Here is a 22,396-nt window from a genome sequence, read left to right on the forward strand (position 1 = left end):
AAAATACTGACGGTGCCACCAGTGAACACCGTCAGTTTTATATAATCAGGCTGACAGAACCTTTGTAATGACAGTCTGAGCCTCTTCCTGAATTTCTTTTAAATGTTCAGGACTTTTAAAGCTTTCAGCATAAATTTTATAAACATCTTCTGTGCCGGAAGGACGTGCCGCAAACCAGCCGTCAGCTGTTGTTACTTTCAGGCCACCAATCGCGGCACCATTACCTGGTGCTCTGGTCATTCTGGCAGTAATCGCTTCACCTGCGAGGGTCTCACCCGGATATTGCTCTGGCGAAAGTTTAGACAGCCGCACTTTCTGATCGGGTGTCGCTGGCGCATCAATACGCTGATAGTACGGCGTACCAAGGCGCGCGGTCAGCTCATGGTAATGCTGCACCGGGTTTTTGCCGGTTTTTGCGGTAATCTCCGCAGCCAGAAGGCTAAGGATGATCCCATCTTTATCGGTTGTCCAGACCGTACCGTCACGCCGCAGGAAGGTCGCTCCTGCACTTTCTTCCCCTCCGAACCCCAGAGAGCCATCCATCAGACCGGGCACAAACCACTTCAGCCCAACCGGCACCTCAACAAGTTTACGGCCCAGCTCAGCGGCAACATGATCAATCAGACTACTGCTGACCAGTGTTTTACCAATACCCAGTTTCGGGCTCCACTCAGGCCGGTTCTGATAAAGGTATGAAATCGCTACAGCCAGATAATGATTAGGGTTCATCAGCCCATCAGGGCGGGCTACGATACCGTGGCGGTCAGCATCGGTGTCGTTTGCAAAAGCCACATCAAACTTCTCACCCATAGCAATAAGACGCGCCATAGCATAAGGCGACGAGCAGTCCATACGAATCTGGCCATCCCAGTCGGCTGTCATAAAGCCAAACTGCGGGTCTACCTCATTACTGACAATCGTCGCGTTCAGAGCATATGCATCGACAATGCGCTGCCAGTAGCCAACAGCAGCCCCCCCAAGCGGATCGATGCCAATTTTGATACCTGATTTGCTGATTGCCTGCATATCGATAACAGATTCAAGGTCAGCAACATAAGGTGTGACAAAATCATAACGTGTGACACAGGGCTGCTTTACGGCCTCATCATAAGGCAGGCGTTTAACCTCTTTGAGGCCATTTTCCAGAAAACTGTTAGCCATATCCTGAATGGCTTTTGTAATAGCTGTATCAGCCGGGCCACCATGTGTCGGATTATATTTAAAGCCGCCATCAGCCGGTGGGTTATGCGAAGGTGTGATAACAATACCATCAGCCAGACCAGTTGTGCGGTCCTTATTATAAGTCAGAATAGCGTGGGATATAACGGGTGTTGGCGTATAGCCATCATCCTTATCAATGTGCACTCTGATCCCGTGAGCGGCCAGCACTTCAAGCGCTGTGCGCTGTGCCGGTGCTGAAACGGCGTGGCTGTCGATGCCCAGAAATAACGGGCCATCAATACCCTCAGCCTTACGATGACGAGCAATTGCCTCGCACATAGCCAAAATATGATTTTCATTGAAACTGCTGTGCAGCGCACTGCCCCGATGGCCTGATGTTCCGAAAGCAACACGCTGTGTTGCCACTGACGGGTCAGGTTTGCGGTCATAATAAGCCGCAAGCAGAGCTGAAATATCTGTCAGATCTGACGAAGGAAGACACTTTCCTGCCTGTGAACTGATCATGACCATGGGTGTTATAATCCTTAACTCAGAGTAGAATAACCTGAGTGTGATAGAAACACCCCGCAGCCCGGCGGTCTACCCCTCTTTGCACACAATTTTACAGTAATAAAAACGAAACAAAGCAAAAAGCAGGTTTTGTATGAGAGGTTTACAATCCCCTCATACAAAATAACAGACTGTCTTAGTAAGTAAAACTCACCTCTCCAAGGAACATACGCCCGGCTGACGGGGTAGCCCTGTTCGAGAACAGGCTCTGATAGTTCAGTCTGTTTGCGAGGTTATACCCGTTCATTGAAATCTTCCAGTGACGGTCAAAGCGGTGAGAGATCATCGCACTGAAATCAAGGTTAGCCGGCACTTTTGCCGTGTTCGTGTTATTCAGCCAGACGTGCTGGCGCCAGGTTACACCACCGCCGATCATGATATTGTAAGGCTTATTAGCGAACGCGTTATACGCCGTCCACAATGTTGCCTGGTTATGGGGCACATATTGCAGATTTTTACCGACTGAAGCAGCCGTAGCGGACGACATAACCTTACTGTCATACAGGGCATATGTTGCTGAAATATTCCAGCCTGGCAGAATAATACCACCCACAGACAGCTCCATCCCCTGGTTTCTCAGGCGGTCTGATGAGCCACTGACATTACCAGTCACCGGGTCTGTATAATACGCATTGCCTTTATCAAGGCGGAACAGGGAAACCGAAGCGCCGAGCCTGTCATGCAGCAGGCTGTACTTTGCACCTACTTCATAGAGCTGCGCTTTTTCAGGTGCTGCAAAAGAGCTGGTGCCCGGACGAATAGGCACAGACCCGTTTGTTACATACATACCTGTAGGAGTGGTCGAATTTGCCCAGGTGAAATAGTAGGTCTGATGTGCATCAGGCGTAATAATCAGGCTCGCGTTAGGGTTAAAGACCCCTTCAACACTACGCATGTGCTTGTCGGGATATTTAGCCGTATCACCACCTGTCAGACTGTACGCCGTCTGCCAGCGGTCCCAGCGGAAGCCGCCTTTAACAGACAGCCAGTCTGTAAACCATATCTGGTCATATAAAAACAGACCCGTATCAAAACCATAACCATTACTATGTGGTTTTGCGCCCAGACCATTAAGGTTTACAAGCCCGCCAGGGTTTGACTCACCGGGCACAAGCCCAAGGTTACCAACATAAGGGTTAGGGTTAACCAGGCTGGCATAGGGCTTTGCTTTTGTATAGGTCGATTGTGAACGCACATCGTTCACGCGCTCAATATCAACACCCGCAACAACCTGATGCCTTAAGAAGCCCGTATGAAAATTGGCGAGCATAGAAGCGACGTTCTGCACAGACCAGCTTCTCTGCTCATAAGGCAATGGGGCGTAAAATGTACCGGCACCCAGTCCGGCACCGGCTCCCGTCGGGCCTGAACGCGCAACAAGAGCGGCCGCCGGGTCACCATTGAAATAATTATTCACACAGGTTGTATCGCAGGTCGCTTTAGACGCTGCGAATGTACGATAATACTGACCACCACGCAGATCGTCATAAAAAGTAATATGACGATTAAGCTTATAGGTAAAACGTGCTGTTTCCATATTATCATTGGTCGCATTCTGATCGTTATCAGTGCCATACCAGTTCGTGCGTCTTATACCGTATTCAGTAATCGGCTTAGCAACAGATGTTCCCGGTTTTGTAACAACAGGAACACCAAAGTCAGGAATAGAATTTTCCTGCTGGTGCATATACTGCAAAATCAGCGTTGCGCGCTTACCAAGACCAAATGCTATTGAGGGCGCAACACCCCAGCGATGTGAATAAATGAAGTCACGCCCGACAACATTATTTTCGCTGCCCATACCCGTGATACGGATGGCTGTAGAATCATCAAGCTTCTGGTTAAAGTCGAGCGTGCCACGGTAAAAACTGCCTGAACCGCCTGTAAACTCTGCTGCGTAACGGTTATCAAGGCCTGGGGTTTTAGTGGTCATGTTAATAGCACCACCTGTCGTACCATTACCAAACACTTCAGAAGACGGCCCCTTAATCACCGACACCGATTCATAATCAAATGAATCACGTGAATACACACCGAAATCTCTCAGACCATCTTCATAAATATCATTCTGAGCCTGGAAACCTCTGATCAGAAACTGGTCGCCATTCATGCCACCCGCACCCTCACCGATAGAAGCTGTAACGCCGGGTACATTACGCAGGGCTTCAGTCAGTGATTTAACGTTTTGCTGACGCATCAGCACCTGAGGCACCACGTTAATGTTTTGTGGTGTGTGCATCACATCCTGCGGGAGACGGGACATCCCGAGAGACTGATGCATCGTATTAAAGCCGTGCCCTGTGACAGTCAGCCTTTCTTCTTCACCGGCAATACCTTCTTCCTGCGGGGCAGCTACATTTTTTTTTGCAACTTTGTGAGCATGGGCGCGTTTAACATCACGCTTTTTATCAATTTTTGCAGCATCATTGCTGGCAGCTACAGCCTGCACAGAAAACAAAAGGGCACCAATACACGATACTGGTGCCAGATAACCCCGTTTTATCTCACTCATCCTACCCGCCTCAGAAAGCAAACACATCTCTAATTTCTGATGCAGGCCTTAGCAAATAATGATAATCATTTGCAACTGGAGGAGTTGAGAGTTTTTCGCAGAAACCAAACTTCCGCCACAACCCGTTGCAAAATTAACACATTCAGCTTTGATACAGCAGGCTTATCTAAATACCCAGAAAAGCTGACAGCTCATTTTTTAGAAGGAGGACGAATATATGCAAACTGCGCCCCTCCTCCGCCATTTTTATGAACTGACTGAGTGGCCGGCATCGCAGGGGAAGCTGTCGTGTGAACCTGCGGCAAAACCGTATCCTGATCATCTCGTAAAAGACCAATCAGCGCACGCGCCCTCCGCTCTTCCTCTCTGCTGGCCAGACTATAATAAATAGCCCTGGACTCACGACGTGGCACTATAATGTCCGCCCGACGCAATGTGCCCAGCTGCTGGCTTAGTGTCGGCTGGCCTATACCAGTGCGTGCTTCAAGTTCACTTACAGCAAGGGGACCTCCTCTAAGCAGCACATCGACAATAATAAGACGCTGAGGCTGAGCAAACAATTTAAGACGCTCTACAACAAGCCTGGCTTCTTCCAGCAGCAGCGGTGTCATTTTTTCTGTTCCCCTTCCATTTTCATAAACCATTCCGGGCCAATAGCTGTGATTTCCTGCTGCACCTGAACCTGCGGCTGCAAAACATCATCTCCAGGCTGCCAGCCTTCGGGTGTCAGAGCATCCCCCCCGGCGACTCTCTGCAAAGCCTGCAAAAGCCGCAGCATCTCCTGCACACAGCGCCCTACGGCATAAGGGTACCATGTCATAGCCTGCACAACGCCATCAGGATCAATCATATAAACCGCCCTGACCGTAACACTATTCTGCGATGAGCTATCAAGCATGCCATACGCGCGGGCAATCGCCATTGAAGGATCTTCAATGATAGGAAATGGAATCTCTACCCCAAAACGTTCTCTGATCGATTCGACCCACGCAATATGCGAAGGAAGACTATCAACAGAAACACCAAGTAATACACAGTTAAGAGCAGAGAACTGCGGCGTCATACGCGCCAGAGTAATAAACTCACTTGTGCAGACAGGGGTAAAATCAGCCGGATGCGCAAAAAGCATCACCCATTTCCCACGCAATGCGCTTAGCGTAAGCTGGCCATGATTGGTTCTGGCAACAAAATCCGGTGCCAGCTCACCTATTCTGAGAGACGAGCCTGAATGATAAAGAGGGCATGTGTCCTGTAAACTGTCATTCATACGGCGTCCTTCGTTCATCTTAAACTTAATATCTTTTAGCTTTTACTCAGGAAGTGTACCATCACAAGAGATTTTCTGTATATTGCTACAGGAGATTTTCTTAGCCATCATAACATCTCCTTGACGGAGCATGTTTTACTCTTTAAAAACACTAAAATACATACTTAATTTAATTCTTTAACTAAGGATGCTTCTGATGACAGATACCTCTCTGAATTTAGCAGCCAGCCAGATTCTTAATGCACTTGCAAACAATGAGCTGCGCCCGGTTGTCAGAACATTCTTTGACCAGGCAACATTTACAGCCAGCCACGTTGTGCACGACCCGTCAACAAAATCTGCAGCCATCATTGACAGCGTACTCGACTATGACCCCGCTTCGGGGCGCACCAGTTTCAGTTCAGCTCAGAATATTGTCAGCTACGTCAAAGAAAATAACCTGCACGTTGAATGGCAGCTCGAAACCCATGCCCACGCAGACCACCTTTCAGCAGCCCCCTGGCTGCAGGAGCAGCTTGGCGGAAAACTGGGAATAGGCGCTCAGATCATCACCGTTCAGGAAGTATTTGGTAAAATATTTAATGCTGATACGCGCTTTGCACGCGACGGCTCTCAGTTTGATAAACTATTTCATGATGGCGATCAGTTCAGAATTGGCAATCTGAATGTTACCGTTCTGCACGTTCCGGGTCATACACCAGCAGATATGGCCTTTGTTATTGGCGATGCCGCTTTTATTGGCGACACTCTGTTTATGCCTGATTATGGCACTGCCCGCGCGGATTTTCCCGGAGGCAACGCGACAACTTTGTTCCGCTCCATCCGCCGCCTGCTCTCTCTGCCCGGTAAAACCCGTGTTTTTCTATGCCATGATTATAAAGCTGAAGGCCGTGATCAGTTTGCCTGGGAAACAACAATTGAGGCAGAACGGGCACACAACATCCATGTGCACGACGGCATTACGGAAGAAAATTTCGTTAAAATGCGCACTAACCGCGATGCTACACTCAACCTGCCAACCCTCATCATGCCCTCAGTCCAGGTGAATATACGCGGCGGTCATATGCCTGAACCAGATGATAACGGCACCAGCTACATCAAAATTCCTGTTAATAAACTTTAATTTCAAGAACTATATACCGTTAGCATGACCGCCCCCTTCTTCCATATTCTTCTTGAAATTTTTTCAGGAACACTCGTTGGATTCACCCTGGGACTCATCGGCGGAGGCGGCTCAATTCTGGCTGTCCCGTTAATGGTTTACCTTGTCGGGGTCTCAAACCCGCACGTTGCCCTGGGCACCAGCGCGCTTGCCGTAGCGCTTAATGCTCTGGTTGGCCTCGCACAGCATGCAAAACAGGGCACCGTAAAATGGCGCTGCGCTGCAATCTACGCATCATGCGGCATCCTTGGTGCTTTTGCAGGAGCAGCGGCAGGAAAAGCCGTTAACGGGCAACACCTTCTGCTCTGCTTTGCAATACTTATGGTGATCGTTGGCGGCATCATGCTGCACGGCAGACGCAAAACCGGCACCCCGGGAGCAAGCTGCAACCGCCATAATATCGGGAAAGTTGCCGGATTTGGTATTGGCACAGGCATACTGTCTGGCTTTTTTGGTATTGGCGGCGGCTTTCTGATCGTTCCTGGCCTGATTGCCTCAACAAATATGCCTATTCTTAACGCTGTTGGCACATCTCTTGTCGCGGTGGCTGCATTTGGGCTTACAACCGCTGTCAGCTACATGCTTTCAGGCTATATAGACTGGCAACTTGCAGCACTCTTTGTTCTGGGGGGTGCCCTTGGCAGCGTTGGCGGAATGCGCCTTGCCAGACGCATGGCCGGCAAAAGCGGGCAACTGACAACATTATTTGCCTGTATTATTTTTATGGTTGCTGCCTACATGATCTGGCAGGGTGTAAGTGCATTATCATTTTAATTAACAATATGTTACACTTTACCTTACTGCACTGTAAAAACAAAAATAGTACTTGCATGTAACCAAAAAACTTAACAAAATAATAAAAGTCGATTTTTTATCGAAACATTAGCCCCTGGCAACAGTTTATGGCAGCGCCTGTCTGACCGTTAATTTTTAATTATTTTATTTATTTATTTATTTATTAAATTATAATACCATTATGGTCTGTTTTACAGGATGGCTCTCCATGCAAGCGACTCAGCAACAAACAGGATCATATCTCAAAGACCTGACACGCCGGGCCCGCACATGGCTGATGCTTTCTGCTGCAACCAGCAGCATTGCCTGTATACTCTTCATTTTACAGCTCTGCGCTCTTGCCGCTCTTGTCGATAATCTGACATTCAAAGGGCAGCCTCTCAACACATCAGTTACAGACTGCATCATCATTCTTGCCCTCTCTGTCAGCAGTTTTATTTTTCAGTGGCTGGCAGATATGACCGGCAAGGAAGGAGGGCTGCACATCAGCGCTTCCGTTCAGCGCGATGCCCTCATTCATCTGACCAAAGCCGGTCCTGCAGGGTGCGCCAAACAACCAGCCGGGCAGCTTATCACCACCATGACAGAAGCTGCCGAAGCGCTTGAGCCTTATTTTTCACAATATATTCCACGCGCGGTCATGATGATCGTGCTCCCCATCGTGATTCTTGGCATTGTGTTTCACTTTGATATCTGGAGCTTTGTAATTCTGGCCTGCACCGGGCCTCTTATTCCTTTTTTTATGGTTCTGGTCGGCTACAGCGCACAAAGCATAATGGACCGCCAGTGGACACAGCTTGTGCTGATGGGGTCATCCTTCCTTGACTCTTTGCGGGGGCTCATGACCCTGCGCCTGAATGGACAGACAACGAGCAGTATAACCCGTCTTGAACGTCAGACCGAAGCACACCGCCATGCAACATTTTCTGTCATGCGCGTCGCTTTTCTGACATCTGCAACTCTCGAATTTTTTGCCAGCCTTTCTGTCGCGATGGTTGCAGTTATCTTTGGCTCTCGCCTGCTGGCCGGCACTGCTGATTTTCGTTCAGCCTTTATTGTTCTGGTCCTGGCACCTGAATATTTCATTCCTCTGCGCAATTTCTCATCCAGCTATCACGCCAGACAAAATGCTATGGCCGCAGCAAAACAACTCCAGACCCTTTTTACTCTGCCTGAATATGCGGTCGAGCGTCAAAGCGCCTCAGAACCTGTGTCATCAGCAGCACCTGTTACGATGCTAAAGCTGAATGATATTTCTGCATCTTATGAAAAAGCACTTATCCTGAAGCATATCAGTGCAGAAATAAGAAAAGGACAGCTCACCGCACTGAGTGGCGAAAGTGGCAGCGGTAAAACCACATTACTCTATACTTTAATGGGTTTTTTACCTCTCCGTTCAGGTTCTGTTGCAGCATACGATGCTGGAGGGGCACAACACCCCCTGACAGAAGAAAACATAGCATGGGTTCCCCAGCGCACGCTTATGGCCTTTGGCAGCATTGCTGACAACCTGCGCCTGGGCGCACCGGAAGCCACTGATGATGACCTGAAAAATGCCACGCGGCAGGCTGGGATTTTCGATTTCATCATGACACTGCCAGAAGGCTTTAATACTCAGGCCGGTGAACGGGGCGCCCGTCTTTCCGGCGGGCAGATCAGACGCCTCAGCCTGGCCCGGGCCCTGTTGCGTAACCCCGATATACTCTGCCTGGATGAACCAACAGCGAACCTTGATCCCGATACTGCTGACACCATTATTGAGATGCTGAAAAGCTGTGCGAAAACGCGCATCGTTCTTGTCGCTACACATGATCAAAAACTCATTTCTGCAGCACAGCAGGTTTTACATATCAACGAAAAGGGCAGTCTCTCCGCGCTTACTGAGAGGGCAGTCGCATGACCCCTCTGCGTCGTCTGCCTTCACTCACAAAATCTGTCCGGCTTTACATGATATTTGGCATAATGCTGGCGTGTCTTGCCGCACTGGCAAGCTTTGGGCTGCTCTTTTTATCAGGGTGGTTGCTGGCCGGAGCTGCTGTAGCAGGCATAAGCGGAGTTGCTGCACAACAGGCTTTTAATATTTTGCTACCCGCGACAGGTGTGCGCTTCTTTGCAATGCTGCGCATTCTCTCGCGCTATGGTGAAAAACTTATCACTCATGATGGTGCCTTGAGAGTTATGGGCCAGCTGCGTAGCTGGTGCTACCACTGCCTGGCACCACAGGCGCCTGCAGGGCTGCATAACCGCCGGGGAGGTGACCTGCTTTCACGCTTTGTAACTGACACAGACCTGATAGGGCAGCATTATACCAGCACTTTGTTGCCTTATATCAGAGCAGTCGTCTGCGGCAGCCTGTTCGTGCTCATAATGGCTATTTTTTCTCCACAGGCAGCGTTGTGCCTTGCAACGGGACTACTCTTCAGTGGCCTGATCCTGCCTTATATTACCGGCCTGATTTCTGACCGGCTGGCAGTCACCCTGACTACCCTCCACAGTCAGAACCGTACCGACCTGGCCGACCTGATCGCTGCAACAGGTGAATATCTGGCGCCTGCCGCCACCCGCCATCTGCACATACAGTTTACTGAAAAGCAGCTCAAACTTAATCGTTCACATCGCCTTATGGCCGCCACCGAAAGTGCCGCCCGCGGGTTAACGACACTATGCACCACGGTGACAAGCCTTGCTGTTCTTCTTGTCGCAACAAATTCTTTTCATAAAAGCTACCTGTCATTACCAGAAGTGCCCATGCTGGTTCTGGGGTGTCTTACCGCATTTGACATCATCACTCCTCTGCCTGCGGCCAGGCAACTGCTAAGCCGCACAAAGCTCGCAGCACAACGACTATATGATGCCTGTATGACCCCCCCTCTTGTGACAGCTCCCATTCACCCGGTTCATCCTGACAATGCCGATTTTCTGGAAATTTCTGATCTTTCATTCCGCTACCCCGGGTCAGAACAGTGGATCTTTCGGCATGCCAGCCTGAATATCCAAAAAGGAGAACGTGTTGCACTGATCGGCCCCTCTGGCACCGGGAAAAGTTCTCTCATTCAAATTCTTTTTCGCTTCTATCCTTTTGAAGCAGGCAGCTGTCATTTAGGTGAGCATGATATCTGCGATATGCAAAGCGAAACACTGGCTGAAAAAATCAGTGTTGCTCCACAGAATTTTCACCTTTTTAATGGCACGGTTCGTGACAACATGCTTCTGGCAAGCCCACAGGCAACCGAAGCCGAGATAATGCAGGCGCTGCAAACTTCAGGCCTGACAGACTGGCTTAACAATACACCATATGGACTGGAAACTGCCGTTGGTAACGAAGGTTTTCAGATATCAGGAGGTCAGGCGAGAAGGCTCTGCCTCGCACAGATACTACTGCGCAAAACCCCATGGCTCATTCTCGATGAACCTACAGAAGGGCTTGATGCAGAAACGGAAAAGACTGTTCTGACAAACCTCATACAGGCAAGGCCGGATATGACACTGATCTGCATAACTCACAGACGATCAGTTCTGCCGTTTATGACCAGAGCGATTCAGATCAGAAACGGTCAGTTTCATCCGGCAGAGGAGATATAATCATGCCTTAAAAAATATTGTTTTTTATGATTTTTAAAGGATTTTTTTAAATGGATATGATCGACCCAACCGTTGTAGAGCTTTCACGGTTTCAGTTTGCACTTACAGCTCTCTATCACTTTATGTTTGTTCCTCTGACACTGGGACTGACATTTATGCTTGCTGCCATGGAAACTGTTTATGTCGTAACCGGCCGCAAAATTTACAAAGACATGGCAATGTTCTGGGGAAAGCTCTTTGGTATCAATTTCGCACTTGGCGTTGCTACCGGCATCACCATGGAGTTCGAATTCGGCACCAACTGGTCCATGTATTCACGATATTTTGGCGACATGTTTGGTACACCACTTGCCATTGAAGGTCTGATGGCCTTTTTTATGGAATCTACCTTTGTCGGCATGATGTTTTTTGGATGGGACCGCCTGAGTAAACCAGCTCACCTTGCCATAACATATCTGGTTGCTTTGGGATCAAACCTCTCAGCTTTGTGGATCCTGATTGCCAATGCGAGCATGAACGTCCCTGAAGGCACGCACTTTGACCCTGAAACAATGCGTTTGCAATTCGACAGTTTTGTAAAAGTTGTTTTCAATCCTGACGCGCAGGCTAAATTTGTTCATACGTCAGTTTCTGGTTACGTATGTGCCTCCTTATTCGTCATGGGTATCAGCTCTTTTTATCTTTTACGTAAACAACACAGACAATTCGCTGCCCGGTCTTTTCGTATGGCTGCCTTGTTTGGCATTATTTCAACTGTAGCTGTAATCACTCTGGGTGATGTTCTTGGCCGCATGGATTACGAAAAACAGCCGACAAAAATTGCCGCTATTGAAGGGTTGTGGGAAACCAGCCAGCCACCTTATGCCCCCTGGCTTCTTTTTGCTTTACCTGATAATGAAAAGCAGACGAACTACCTTGAAATCGGTGTCCCCTATGTTCTGACACCACTGATTACACATGAGTTTGATAAGCCGATTACCGGCATGCATGAGCTACAAAATGAAGCCGAGCCTCATATTCGCTCTGGCATCGAAGCGCTCTCGGCTTTAAAACGCTATGGTCAGACACATGATCAGACTGATCTGGATGCTTTCCGTCAGCACAAAGAAGATCTTGGGTTTGGTTTCCTGGCCACACAATTTGCACCAGGTCAGGATGTCACCAACATCTCTCCGGACGAAGTAAATAAAGTCGTAGAAGCCACAAAACCTGCTATCCTGCCTAATGTTTTTGTTGTTTTCTGGTCTTTCAGACTTATGGTTTTTCTGGGTCTGTCCTTCTTTCTTTTGTTTGCTGTGTCTGCCTATCTCAGCCTCAAAAAACAACTCGAACGCAACCGCTGGATTTTACACCTGTGCATGTGGTCTATCCCTCTGCCTGTTCTGGCTACCGAGTTTGGATGGATTACGGCTGAAGCCGGCCGTCAGCCCTGGACAGTTTTTAACAGACTGCCAACCTTTCTGTCATCATCCACGCATAGCGTAACATATATGGCCATTTCACTGGCTGGCTTTGCCCTCCTTTACAGTATCTTCATCGCGGCTGAACTTTATCTGATGTTTAAATTTGCCCGCCTTGGACCAGATGAGCACGATACACACGGCACATCTGCTCTGTCACATAACGCCGCCGCTCCCGCAGCACACTGAAAAACGTGAGAAGGGAAAGGACTTTATTATGGATATTTATACCATTCTCAAGCTGATCTGGGGGGGCATTCTGTGCCTTCTCATGATTGGTCTCGCCCTTATGGTTGGGATGGATATGGGCGTTGGCACGCTTCTGCGCTTTGTGGGCAAAGATGATGCTGAACGCCGCACGATGCTGAACATTATTGGCCCACACTGGGACGGTAATCAGGTCTGGTTTGTCTTAGGTGGCGGCGCAATTTTTGCGGCATTTCCCACTCTTTACGCCACTTCTTTTTCAGTTTTTTATCTTGTTATGATTATGCTGTTATTCAGCATGATTCTTCGTCCTGTCGCATTTGAATATCGCTCAAAAGCAGATAGCACCCGCTGGCGGGCCAGCTGGGACTGGACCTTCCTGATCTCTGGCTTCCTACCAATGTTTATTTATGGTGCTGCCTTTGGCAACATCCTTAGTGGTGTTGGTTACCATTTCAGCTGGACAGGCCAATATTACCAGGACAGCTCTTTTATTTCTTATCTGCTCAACCCTTTTGTCATTCTGTGTGGTCTGCTCTCTGTTTCTCTGAGTGTTTACCAGGGTGGCGTTATGCTTATGCTGCGCAGTAACGACCCTATTTATAGCCGGGCCAGAAATTTCTCACGGATCGCAGGTGTACTGGCAGCATTTTTATTTGCCGCCGGTGGTGTATTTATCTGCTTTATGCAGGGTTTTATGCTTACAGAACCTGTGAATACCGCCATGCCTGCAAACCCGCTACATGGACAGCATGTTGCAAGAGCAGCAGGAGCATGGCTGCTTAACTACTCAGCACACCCTGTGCTGTGGCTTCTGCCTGTTGCAGGGCTGGCCAGCATGATATGCGGCTCGGCTTTGGTTACACTCAAAAAAACCGTTCTGGCATGGTGGTGCGGCATGAGTGCCTGGGTTGGCGTTATCGGCACTGTGGCTGCGGCAATGTTTCCGTTCCTCATGCCTTCCACAACAAAGCCTGATCAGAGTCTGACATTATGGAACAGCACCGGCAGCCTTTACGGGCTTACATGCATGTTAATTGTCAGCACCATTTTCATACCACTGATCATTACTTACACCTCATGGTGTTATTATGTCATGCGGGGCAAGGTCAGCACAGCTGAGATCGCCAACGATCCACACAGCTATTGAGGAGACATACTATGCAATTTTTACGCCTGGCAGGTCTTGCAGCTGTTCTGGTTGTTGCACTGCTTTTTGCTGTTTTTGTAGGTGATCAGGGCCCCTGGTATTTTGCCTGGGTCATTGGCACTGTAATGATTATTCTCATCTCTGGTGCCGGCGCTATCCTGTTCGATGCTCAGGAAACCGCCTCAGATGATCAGGAGGTTTAGTAATGCTGACAGATCCTGAAAATATTATTTTCTTTATTCCTTTTCTTTATCTTTCTTTTTACGGAATCGCCTATTTTATTATGCGACGTTTTTTCCGTTAACAGTCATTCGACTCTCTGAGAGTGCGTGATATGCTGCAATGATAAAGAAGGAAAATACCTTATGACTGTTACTCTTTATCACAACCCTGCCTGCAGCACGTCACGCACCGTTCTCAACATGATACGTGAAGCAGGTACAGAGCCTGAAATTATACTTTACCTGAAAACCCCGCCTACACGCGAACAACTGAATACCATGCTGGCGACAAGCAACCAGCCGGCCCGTACATTTGTTCGCCCTAAAGGGGAGTTATATACCTCTCTGAACCTGGCAGACAAAAGCCTCTCTGATGAAAGTCTGCTCGATGCAATTGCACAACACCCTGAGCTATTGAACCGTCCTGTTGTGACAACCCCCTTAGGCACCCGTGTATGCCGCCCTAAAGAGTTACTTTTCGAAGTGCTTTCAAACGCTGAAAAATAATTTTTTCAGATATAAAAAAAGGAAGCCCTCTTTCGGGGGCTTCCTTTTTTCTAAACTCATGCTCGCTGCGGCTTAGTACTCAACAACGGTACGAATTGTTTCGCCTCGTGTCATCATATCAAAACCCTCGTTAATCTGCTCAAGAGGGATTTTATGGGTGATAAGATCGTCAATATTGATCCGGTTTTCCATATACCAGTCAACAATTTTCGGCACATCAGTACGCCCGCGTGCACCACCAAAAGCTGAGCCAATCCAGCGACGGCCTGTTACCAGCTGGAACGGACGGGTGCTGATTTCCTGCCCTGCACCGGCAACACCAATAACTGTCGAAACACCCCAGCCACGGTGTGCACATTCAAGAGCCTGACGCATCAGAGTTGTATTACCCACACACTCAAATGTATAATCAGCGCCCCCGCCGGTAATCTCGATAATATGTCCGACAAGATCACCACCAGGGCCAAGATCTGCCGGGTTTACAAACTCGGTCATACCGAATTTACGGGCAATCTCTTCGCGGGCAGGGTTAAGATCGACACCGATAATACGGTCGGCACCAACCATCTTTGCACCCTGAATAACATTCAGCCCGATACCACCCAGGCCAAACACAACGACAGTAGAACCCGCTTCAACCTGCGCTGTGAACAAAACGGCACCAATACCGGTTGTTACGCCACACCCGATGTAACAAACTTTATCGAAGGGTGCATCCGGGCGAATTTTAGCCAGTGCAATTTCCGGCAGCACCGTGTAATTAGCAAATGTGGAACAGCCCATATAATGATGAACCGGTTGCCCCTTAAACGAAAAGCGTGATGTACCATCAGGCATCAGGCCTTTGCCCTGGGTAGACCGAATGGAAGTGCACAGATTTGTTTTACGCGACAGGCACGACTTACATTCGCGACACTCGGGCGTATAAAGCGGAATAACATGGTCACCAGGTTTGAGATGCCTGACACCTGGCCCGGTCTCCACAACAACACCTGCCCCTTCATGCCCCAGGATCGCCGGGAAAAGCCCTTCAGGGTCAGCCCCTGACAAAGTATATTTATCAGTGTGGCACAAACCGGTAGCCTTAATTTCAACCAGCACTTCACCCTCTCTGGGTGCACCAAGCTGCACGGTTTCAATTCTGAGTGGCTCTCCTGCCTTAAAGGCAACAGCAGCTTTTACGTCCATTATTCTACCCTTACATTCTGACAGTGTAACAAACAAAATAAACACATATTATGGCAGGTATTTTCAGCTTTGCCAGAAAACCATATATCTGTATTCTGATAACTGTCTGATGATTTTACGGCTTTCAGCTTGAAGAAAAAACCATTCTGACACTACTATGCGCTAAAGAGAAATATGTTTCTCTGTCTGGTAACACGACAATTTTAAGGTGAGCATAAATGGAGTGGACCGAGGAAACAATCTCCCGGTTGAAAGAACTTTGGACAGAGGGGCTCTCAACAGCCGAGATTGGCCGTCGTCTTTCCATCACAAAAAATGCTGTAGTTGGTAAAGCACACAGGCTTGGTCTGCCTGCTCGTCCTTCTCCCATTCGTCGCAGCGAGAAAAAACCCGTCTCTGCTTCGGCAGACGATTCAACAGCGGACAAAACAAAAACGGCTAAAGCAGCTGAACCTGCGGCTACTCAGCCCCGGCCTGAGCCAAAAGCCCCCCCCAGACCCGCAGCGGCTGAACCAAAAGCCCCTAAAGAAATAAAACCTGCTCCCGTTGCAGCGCCTGTACAGGTCGCCGCACCTAAAGCTGTGAAGCCTGAGCCTGTACAACGTGCGCCAGTGCGCCCGGCAACAAAACCTGCGCTCAGCCGTATACCAGACCCGGATACGAAAAAACGCCGTGGCCCGTCATGCTGCTGGCCTATAGGTGACCCCGGTACCCCGGGTTTTCATTTTTGTGGTGCGACACCTTTGCCTGGCAAGCCCTACTGCGGTGAGCATGCTCAGATCGCCTATGTCAAACTCCGCGACAGGCGCGATAGTCACTAATCGCCCTTCGGACATCACCTCTTTCCTTTAAAAGGAAAGAGGTGATGCAGTCGGAATATCAGCCTGCTGAGCTATTTTTATCAGCAGAGAATGAGCTTTTGCTGCTGTCATCAGACAGCATTTCCAGCTGACCTGTAATCTGACCACCGTCTTCAACTTTCAGACGACGGCAGGCTGCTTTACCCAGTAAACGGCCGGTTGCACGCAGGCTCAGACTGCCACGTGCTGTTAATGTGCCATCAACTGTGCCTGCGACTTCAGCACTTTCAACTTCTACGCTGCCGCGAAAAAGGCCACCAGGCATAACGATCAGCTCTTTCGCTGCGATCATGCTGGATTCAACTGTGCCTTCAACAACGAGGCGTTCAGCTTCCTGCACCGTGCCCTGAACGCTGATGCCGCGACCGACAACCAGCGTACGCTGTTCAACAGGTTCTTTTTTAGGCTGCTGCATCTGGCCCTGTGGCTGAGGCATACGCGATGCACCCGGAATAGGAGGAACGGCAGCGCCAGGAGAGAGCGGAGAGCCAGGAGGAAGAGGAGCACGACCCATAGGGGGTTCCTTTACTTGTTTTGAAGTAGAATCTGACGTTCCATTGCCGCCAGGGGCGTACGGCTTTGACCCGCCAGAAGGAGAAAAAATAGTATCAAAAGACCCTTTAGGCCCGCCAGGTGCAGACTGATCAGTCTGCTTATCTGTACCAGCTGTCCCTGGCCTGGTTTCTTCTGGTTTGCGTCTTCTAAACAAAAACACCCCCGCCATACTGACTGCCCGTTATCAGACAGTTTATTTCAATAAAGCCCACCGTTCCCCTGCCTGCAGAGTAAAGATGAACCTTGCTCATTTGTTATACAGCCACATACTCAGGCGGCAAGAACAGCTTACGTCTTTCTGTTGCCCTTTTTGTGGCGGCAGGTATATCGATACAAACTTTCAGCTCTTTTTCGGGATATTAGCGTATAATGAACTCAGAACAGATTAAATACGATATCCTCGGGATCGGTAATGCGATCACGGATATTTTAGGTACTGTCTCACCTGCTTTCCTCGAACAGCAGAATCTCATCCCGGGCAGCATGACGCTGATTGATGCAGAACGAGCCGATAACCTCACTGCCAGCTTTAATGCAGAACGCACTATGGGCGGTGGCTCAGTTGCTAACAGCTGCGTTGTTGCGGCTCAGCTGGGCGCAAAAGTTGCTTATCTTGGCAAAGTAGCCGGCGATACAGCCGGTGTGCAGTTTGCTAAAGATCTGAGTGAAAATAATGTCGCTTTCCCTTCAGCTCCGCTTGATGGACGCACCAGCGAAAACCTGCCTACAGCACGATGCATTGTCATGGTTACACCCGACGGGCAGCGCACCATGGCAACTTACCTGGGGGCATGCACGCAATTTACAGCAGATGATGTATTGCCTGATGTCATCGCTGCTTCACGTATCGTTTATCTTGAAGGGTACCTGTTTGACCCCCCGCACGCGCAGGAAGCTTTTCGCCGGGCTGCTACCCTGGCCCATGAAAACAATCGTCAGGTTGCGCTTTCCCTGTCTGACCCGTTTTGCGTGAGCCGTCACAGAAAAGCTTTTCTCGAACTGGTACGTAACCATGTCGATATTCTTTTTGCCAACGAAGACGAAATCTGCTCACTTTACGAGACTGAGAACTTCGACGTTGCTGCACAGCATGTACTGAAGGATACAAAATTTGCCGCTCTGACACGCTCTGCTGAAGGCAGCGTGGTTATTCACGATGGCACTATCACCAAAGTGTCACCCGTCCCGACACAGGTGGTTGATACAACCGGTGCCGGTGATGCCTATGCGGCAGGTTTCCTGGCAGGTCTGACATCAGGCCGCACATTACCAGAGTGCGGACGCCTGGCCTCTGTCGCTGCTTCTGAAATCATTTCACATGTCGGGGCAAGGCCACTGGCCAATACCTGGCTTGATACAAGCATCTGAAGCAATCAGCCCTTTGTGATCCTTCCTTCTGTTCAGGATGAAGGATCACAGGGAATCTGAACAACTTTCCCTCCTTTAATTGCCAGGGCAACTTCACCCTGACAAAGAGAAAGAGCCGCCTCGCCAAAAATTTTACGGCGCCACCCCGCCAGTAACGGATTAGGCTGCGACGGGTCCAGTGCCAGTGCCTCCAGCTCATCAGCAGAAGCCACAAGTCGTGGTGCAACATCATGCTGCTCACATGCCGCAGCCAGAAGGACCTTCAGAAGAGCCATAAGCGCACCGGAAGGACGATTAGAATCTTTACCACGCCCTTTAGGCAAAGACGGCAGATCAGCATCAGGCAGTTTCTGTGCCTGTTTAACTGCCTCAATTAGTGCAAGCCCGGTACGCCCTTCTGCCAGCCCGCGCGAAACACCTCTGACCCGCGTAAGTGCATCAGTTGAAAGAGGCTGCGTCGCTGCAATTTCGAGCAGGCTTTCATCTTTAAGAAGACGCTGACGTGGCACATTAACACGTTGTGCCTCACGCTCGCGCAATGCAGCCACCGCACGTAACACGCCAAGCATACGACGATTGCCGGTGCGGGCCCGCAAACGTTCCCACTGCTTTTCCGGGTCAGGACGAAACGTCTCAGGCAGAGCCAGCTCAGCCATTTCATCAGCAACCCAGTCAAGCCGGTCTTCATGCGTCAGTTTACCGATCAGTTTTTCATATACCAGTCGTAGCCAGGTCACATCGCCTGCGGCATAACTCAGCTGAGCATCAGAGAGAGGGCGTACTGACCAGTCTGTAAAACGGTGACTTTTATCAATACCATACCCGGTTAGTGACCCCACAAGGCTGTCATACCCCACCTGGTCACCATACCCTGCGACCATGGCCGCCACCTGCGTATCAAATACCGGTACAGGCAGAGCATCAAACAAATGGAGAAAAATTTCCAGATCCTGACGGGCAGCGTGAAACACTTTAATCACTGATGTATCAGCAAACAGCTCTGCCAGAGGCGCAAGATCTATGCCTTCAGCCAGAGCATCAATCAAAATAACTTCAGCGGCACCACCAATCTGAACAAGACATAGCTCAGGCCAGTAGGTGTTCTCACGCATAAATTCGGTATCAACCGTGAGAAAAGGCTCCTGACGCAGGCGGGCAACGGCTTCGGCCAGTTCGTCCGTCTCAGAAATCAGGCGAGGGGCAGGAAAATCAGAAACTGAAAACTTGTGCATAGCCTCTTTTCGCATAATTCATATAAAAAAAGAAGTTATGTAAGCCTCTCATTTTTCCCTGATCACGTGAAAGAGAGAGGCAATATGCGTCTTTCTGACTGAAGTAACAAAAAAGGAAATCAGTTATGTCAAACTCTGATGAAAATCACTCAGCACTGACACAGTTAGGCCGGCAGATACAGGCAGCGGCAAGCCCTGAGGAAGCTGTGCTTGAACGTGTTGCTGCACCCCACCCTGACAAGAACTATCTTGTGCGCTTTACGGCCCCTGAGTTCACTTCGCTTTGCCCCGTAACAGGGCAGCCTGACTTTGCACATATCGTTATCGACTATGTGCCGGACCAGTGGATTGTCGAAAGCAAATCACTCAAGCTCTTTCTGACCAGCTTTCGTAATCATGGTGCATTTCACGAAGCCTGCTCTGTTCAGATCGCAACAACTCTCGTTGACCTGCTTTCTCCTGTATGGCTGCGTATTGGTGCCTACTGGTACCCACGCGGCGGTATGCCTATTGATGTTTTCTGGCAAACCGGCACCCCACCTGAAGACGTGTGGATTCCCTCACAGAATGTCCCGACCTATCGCGGCCGTGGCTAAATATTTTCAGGAAGTTATAAAAAAAGCCACCTTGCGGTGGCTTTTTTTAACAATACCAGAACGACAGACCTCAGTGAGCAGCAGAAGCTGCATCAATTTCAGCACGGGCTGAAAGAATCTGCGCCTGAAGGGCGTCGATACTCTGTGGATCATCGTGCTTATCAGAACGGCCCCACAATGTTGTCAGCTCTTCAAGACGGGCTGTTGCCTCATCCACTGAAATCTCTGAAACCGGGACTGCCCTGTCAGCCAGAACAGTGCAACGGTCAGCCGTAATGTCAGCAAAACCGCCTTCGACAAAAAAACGATCTGTCACAACACCGTTCTCATAAAGAGAAACTACACCGCCGCGCAGCAAAAGCATGACAGGAGCATGCTCTGGCATTGCTGCGATATCACCCTCTGCACCGGGGATGACAGCCATCTCAACTTCACGCGACACCAGAACTTTTTCAGGACTGATGATATCCAGCTGGACCGGCATGAGTGCGCTCCTTTCGAAGAACCGGTATTAAACCGATTCTTTCAGTTTTTCAGCCTTAGCAACGGCTTCCTCAATGGTACCAACCATGTAGAAAGCTGCTTCAGGAAGATGATCATACTCACCAGCACAAATCGCTTTGAACGAACGAACTGTGTCAGCAACGGCAACCAGTTTACCAGGAGCACCTGTAAAGACTTCAGCCACATGGAAAGGCTGTGACAGGAAGCGCTGAATACGACGGGCGCGTGCAACCAGACGTTTATCGTCTTCTGACAGCTCATCCATACCCAGAATAGCAATGATATCCTGCAGAGATTTATAGGTCTGCAGAATACGCTGCACTTCACGGGCAACAGCGTAATGCTCTTCACCTACGATTGAAGGATCGAGAGAACGCGATGTCGAATCGAGCGGGTCAACAGCAGGGTAGATGCCCATTTCAGCAATCGAACGGTTCAGAACGGTTGTTGCATCAAGGTGAGCAAAGGTTGCTGCAGGAGCCGGATCGGTAAGATCGTCAGCAGGAACATAAACAGCCTGAACGGATGTAATCGACCCTTTTTTGGTCGATGTAATACGTTCCTGCAGGGCACCCATCTCTGTTGCCAGAGTTGGCTGGTAACCCACAGCTGACGGAATACGACCCAGAAGCGCAGACACCTCTGAACCAGCCTGTGTGAAACGGAAGATGTTATCAACGAAGAACAGAACGTCCTGATTTTCTTCATCACGGAAATATTCCGCAAGAGTCAGACCGGTCAGTGCAACGCGGGCACGGGCACCTGGTGGTTCGTTCATCTGACCGAACACAAGAGCCACTTTGGAGCCGTCTGTGTTGTTTTCTTCATCCAGTTTGATAACGCCGGCATCCTGCATTTCATAATACAGGTCGTTACCTTCACGGGTACGTTCACCAACACCGGCAAATACAGACACACCACCATGTGCCTTAGCAATGTTGTTGATCAGCTCCTGAATAATAACGGTTTTACCAACGCCGGCACCACCGAACAGACCGACCTTACCACCTTTGAGGTACGGGCAGAGAAGGTCAACAACCTTAATGCCGGTCATCAGAATTTCAGAAGCAGCAGCCTGCTCTTCAAAAGAAGGCGCGTCACGATGAATAGGGGCGCGACGTGTTGCTTTAACCGGGCCTTTTTCGTCAATTGGCTCACCGGTAACGTTCAGAATACGGCCAAGCGTTTCAGGACCAACAGGCACAGAAATCTGCGCACCTGTGTTGATCACCTCTGCGCCACGTACCAGGCCATCTGTGGTGTCCATCGCGATGCAGCGTACTTCGTGCTCACCAATTTCCTGAGCAACTTCGAGCACAAGGGTCTGATCGCCAAGTTTAACATGAAGGGCATCAAGGATCTTTGGCAGATCACCTTCAAACTGCACGTCAACAACAGGACCTCTGATCTCGGTAACGCGGCCGGAAGCACTGTGTTCCTTGGCGGCAGAGGCCTGGGTCTGAGTTTTAGTATCCGACATAGGTCAGCTCCTGCGGGGC

General features: G+C 49.5%; 20 protein-coding genes. 11 read left to right on the forward strand and 9 right to left on the reverse strand.

The window, feature by feature from the left end; translation table 11 throughout:
- Positions 1–45 precede the first annotated feature (45 nt).
- The 4 genes from pgm to HK25_RS02525 all read right to left on the reverse strand — a co-directional run bounded on the left by pgm (position 46) and on the right by HK25_RS02525 (position 5,510).
- Entirely contained in the window at positions 46–1,692 is a 1,647-nt protein-coding gene (gene pgm / locus HK25_RS02510; protein ID WP_086635193.1) for a phosphoglucomutase (alpha-D-glucose-1,6-bisphosphate-dependent), read from the reverse strand.
- Positions 1,693–1,867: 175 nt separating this feature from the next.
- On the reverse strand, positions 1,868–4,243 hold the full coding sequence (locus tag HK25_RS02515; RefSeq protein WP_233127612.1) for a TonB-dependent siderophore receptor: 2,376 nt from the start codon (positions 4,241–4,243) through the stop codon (positions 1,868–1,870).
- Between the two features lie 191 nt (positions 4,244–4,434).
- Positions 4,435–4,854, reverse strand: a complete 420-nt coding sequence (locus tag HK25_RS02520) for a helix-turn-helix transcriptional regulator (RefSeq protein ID WP_086635194.1) — start codon at positions 4,852–4,854, stop codon at positions 4,435–4,437.
- On the reverse strand, positions 4,851–5,510 hold the full coding sequence (locus tag HK25_RS02525) for a peroxiredoxin (RefSeq protein WP_086635207.1): 660 nt from the start codon (positions 5,508–5,510) through the stop codon (positions 4,851–4,853). Before HK25_RS02525 ends, HK25_RS02520 begins: the two co-directional genes overlap by 4 nt.
- Positions 5,511–5,706: 196 nt before the next feature.
- On the opposite strand from HK25_RS02525, the gene HK25_RS02530 reads away from it, so the two are divergent.
- The 8 genes from HK25_RS02530 to arsC all read left to right on the forward strand — a co-directional run bounded on the left by HK25_RS02530 (position 5,707) and on the right by arsC (position 14,594).
- Positions 5,707–6,633 (forward strand): MBL fold metallo-hydrolase, encoded by a 927-nt coding sequence (locus HK25_RS02530; protein ID WP_086635195.1) that lies wholly within the window; start codon positions 5,707–5,709, stop codon positions 6,631–6,633.
- Between the two features lie 24 nt (positions 6,634–6,657).
- Complete coding sequence (locus HK25_RS02535; protein WP_086635196.1) at positions 6,658–7,446, forward strand: sulfite exporter TauE/SafE family protein; 789 nt, start codon at positions 6,658–6,660, stop codon at positions 7,444–7,446.
- A 229-nt stretch (positions 7,447–7,675) separates the two neighbouring features.
- Positions 7,676–9,367: a thiol reductant ABC exporter subunit CydD gene (cydD, locus tag HK25_RS02540; protein ID WP_158092911.1), complete on the forward strand. Its 1,692-nt coding sequence runs from the start codon at positions 7,676–7,678 to the stop codon at positions 9,365–9,367.
- Positions 9,364–11,049: a thiol reductant ABC exporter subunit CydC gene (gene cydC / locus HK25_RS02545; RefSeq protein ID WP_086635198.1), complete on the forward strand. Its 1,686-nt coding sequence runs from the start codon at positions 9,364–9,366 to the stop codon at positions 11,047–11,049. Before cydD ends, cydC begins: the two co-directional genes overlap by 4 nt.
- A gap of 50 nt (positions 11,050–11,099) precedes the next feature.
- Entirely contained in the window at positions 11,100–12,698 is a 1,599-nt protein-coding gene (locus tag HK25_RS02550) for a cytochrome ubiquinol oxidase subunit I (RefSeq protein ID WP_086635199.1), read from the forward strand.
- Between the two features lie 28 nt (positions 12,699–12,726).
- Positions 12,727–13,866, forward strand: a complete 1,140-nt coding sequence (gene cydB / locus HK25_RS02555; protein WP_086635200.1) for a cytochrome d ubiquinol oxidase subunit II — start codon at positions 12,727–12,729, stop codon at positions 13,864–13,866.
- Between the two features lie 11 nt (positions 13,867–13,877).
- Positions 13,878–14,069, forward strand: a complete 192-nt coding sequence (locus tag HK25_RS02560; RefSeq protein WP_086554299.1) for a hypothetical protein — start codon at positions 13,878–13,880, stop codon at positions 14,067–14,069.
- Between the two features lie 162 nt (positions 14,070–14,231).
- Positions 14,232–14,594, forward strand: a complete 363-nt coding sequence (arsC, locus tag HK25_RS02565; RefSeq protein WP_086554300.1) for an arsenate reductase (glutaredoxin) — start codon at positions 14,232–14,234, stop codon at positions 14,592–14,594.
- Between the two features lie 72 nt (positions 14,595–14,666).
- On the opposite strand, the gene HK25_RS02570 is transcribed toward arsC, so the two are convergent.
- Positions 14,667–15,782 (reverse strand): S-(hydroxymethyl)glutathione dehydrogenase/class III alcohol dehydrogenase, encoded by a 1,116-nt coding sequence (locus HK25_RS02570; RefSeq protein WP_086554301.1) that lies wholly within the window; start codon positions 15,780–15,782, stop codon positions 14,667–14,669.
- Positions 15,783–16,000: 218 nt separating this feature from the next.
- On the opposite strand from HK25_RS02570, the gene HK25_RS02575 reads away from it, so the two are divergent.
- Positions 16,001–16,603 carry a GcrA family cell cycle regulator gene (locus tag HK25_RS02575; RefSeq protein WP_086635201.1) on the forward strand — a complete coding sequence of 201 codons (603 nt, stop codon included), beginning with the start codon at positions 16,001–16,003 and terminating at the stop codon, positions 16,601–16,603.
- Between the two features lie 58 nt (positions 16,604–16,661).
- On the opposite strand, the gene HK25_RS02580 is transcribed toward HK25_RS02575, so the two are convergent.
- Positions 16,662–17,366: a polymer-forming cytoskeletal protein gene (locus HK25_RS02580; RefSeq protein WP_173559115.1), complete on the reverse strand. Its 705-nt coding sequence runs from the start codon at positions 17,364–17,366 to the stop codon at positions 16,662–16,664.
- A 200-nt stretch (positions 17,367–17,566) separates the two neighbouring features.
- Here HK25_RS02580 and HK25_RS02585 point away from each other — a divergent pair, with 200 nt between their 5' ends.
- Complete coding sequence (locus tag HK25_RS02585; RefSeq protein ID WP_086554303.1) at positions 17,567–18,565, forward strand: adenosine kinase; 999 nt, start codon at positions 17,567–17,569, stop codon at positions 18,563–18,565.
- Between the two features lie 32 nt (positions 18,566–18,597).
- On the opposite strand, the gene rnd is transcribed toward HK25_RS02585, so the two are convergent.
- Entirely contained in the window at positions 18,598–19,797 is a 1,200-nt protein-coding gene (gene rnd, locus HK25_RS02590) for a ribonuclease D (protein ID WP_086635208.1), read from the reverse strand.
- A gap of 125 nt (positions 19,798–19,922) precedes the next feature.
- Here rnd and queF point away from each other — a divergent pair, with 125 nt between their 5' ends.
- Positions 19,923–20,393 carry a preQ(1) synthase gene (queF, locus tag HK25_RS02595; RefSeq protein WP_086635202.1) on the forward strand — a complete coding sequence of 157 codons (471 nt, stop codon included), beginning with the start codon at positions 19,923–19,925 and terminating at the stop codon, positions 20,391–20,393.
- 70 nt (positions 20,394–20,463) lie between these two features.
- Here the strand turns inward: queF and atpC are convergent, their stop codons facing one another.
- Both atpC and atpD read right to left on the reverse strand, forming a co-directional pair.
- Complete coding sequence (gene atpC / locus HK25_RS02600) at positions 20,464–20,877, reverse strand: ATP synthase F1 subunit epsilon (protein WP_086554305.1); 414 nt, start codon at positions 20,875–20,877, stop codon at positions 20,464–20,466.
- A gap of 27 nt (positions 20,878–20,904) precedes the next feature.
- Positions 20,905–22,377 (reverse strand): F0F1 ATP synthase subunit beta, encoded by a 1,473-nt coding sequence (gene atpD, locus HK25_RS02605; protein ID WP_086554306.1) that lies wholly within the window; start codon positions 22,375–22,377, stop codon positions 20,905–20,907.
- Positions 22,378–22,396: the final 19 nt, after the last annotated feature.

Origin of the sequence: Acetobacter sp. DsW_059, from assembly GCF_002153695.1 — a bacterium.
In the GTDB taxonomy this organism is placed as follows: domain Bacteria; phylum Pseudomonadota; class Alphaproteobacteria; order Acetobacterales; family Acetobacteraceae; genus Acetobacter; species Acetobacter thailandicus.

Coding starts and splice junctions, on each gene's coding strand:
- pgm (WP_086635193.1), bottom strand. CDS start 1,692: ATGGTCATGATCAGTTCACAGGCAGGAAAGTGTCTTCCTTCGTCAGAT.
- HK25_RS02515 (WP_233127612.1), bottom strand. CDS start 4,243: ATGAGTGAGATAAAACGGGGTTATCTGGCACCAGTATCGTGTATTGGT.
- HK25_RS02520 (WP_086635194.1), bottom strand. CDS start 4,854: ATGACACCGCTGCTGCTGGAAGAAGCCAGGCTTGTTGTAGAGCGTCTT.
- HK25_RS02525 (WP_086635207.1), bottom strand. CDS start 5,510: ATGAATGACAGTTTACAGGACACATGCCCTCTTTATCATTCAGGCTCG.
- HK25_RS02530 (WP_086635195.1), top strand. CDS start 5,707: ATGACAGATACCTCTCTGAATTTAGCAGCCAGCCAGATTCTTAATGCA.
- HK25_RS02535 (WP_086635196.1), top strand. CDS start 6,658: ATGACCGCCCCCTTCTTCCATATTCTTCTTGAAATTTTTTCAGGAACA.
- cydD (WP_158092911.1), top strand. CDS start 7,676: ATGCAAGCGACTCAGCAACAAACAGGATCATATCTCAAAGACCTGACA.
- cydC (WP_086635198.1), top strand. CDS start 9,364: ATGACCCCTCTGCGTCGTCTGCCTTCACTCACAAAATCTGTCCGGCTT.
- HK25_RS02550 (WP_086635199.1), top strand. CDS start 11,100: ATGGATATGATCGACCCAACCGTTGTAGAGCTTTCACGGTTTCAGTTT.
- cydB (WP_086635200.1), top strand. CDS start 12,727: ATGGATATTTATACCATTCTCAAGCTGATCTGGGGGGGCATTCTGTGC.
- HK25_RS02560 (WP_086554299.1), top strand. CDS start 13,878: ATGCAATTTTTACGCCTGGCAGGTCTTGCAGCTGTTCTGGTTGTTGCA.
- arsC (WP_086554300.1), top strand. CDS start 14,232: ATGACTGTTACTCTTTATCACAACCCTGCCTGCAGCACGTCACGCACC.
- HK25_RS02570 (WP_086554301.1), bottom strand. CDS start 15,782: ATGGACGTAAAAGCTGCTGTTGCCTTTAAGGCAGGAGAGCCACTCAGA.
- HK25_RS02575 (WP_086635201.1), top strand. CDS start 16,001: ATGGAGTGGACCGAGGAAACAATCTCCCGGTTGAAAGAACTTTGGACA.
- HK25_RS02580 (WP_173559115.1), bottom strand. CDS start 17,366: ATGGCGGGGGTGTTTTTGTTTAGAAGACGCAAACCAGAAGAAACCAGG.
- HK25_RS02585 (WP_086554303.1), top strand. CDS start 17,567: ATGAACTCAGAACAGATTAAATACGATATCCTCGGGATCGGTAATGCG.
- rnd (WP_086635208.1), bottom strand. CDS start 19,797: ATGCACAAGTTTTCAGTTTCTGATTTTCCTGCCCCTCGCCTGATTTCT.
- queF (WP_086635202.1), top strand. CDS start 19,923: ATGTCAAACTCTGATGAAAATCACTCAGCACTGACACAGTTAGGCCGG.
- atpC (WP_086554305.1), bottom strand. CDS start 20,877: ATGCCGGTCCAGCTGGATATCATCAGTCCTGAAAAAGTTCTGGTGTCG.
- atpD (WP_086554306.1), bottom strand. CDS start 22,377: ATGTCGGATACTAAAACTCAGACCCAGGCCTCTGCCGCCAAGGAACAC.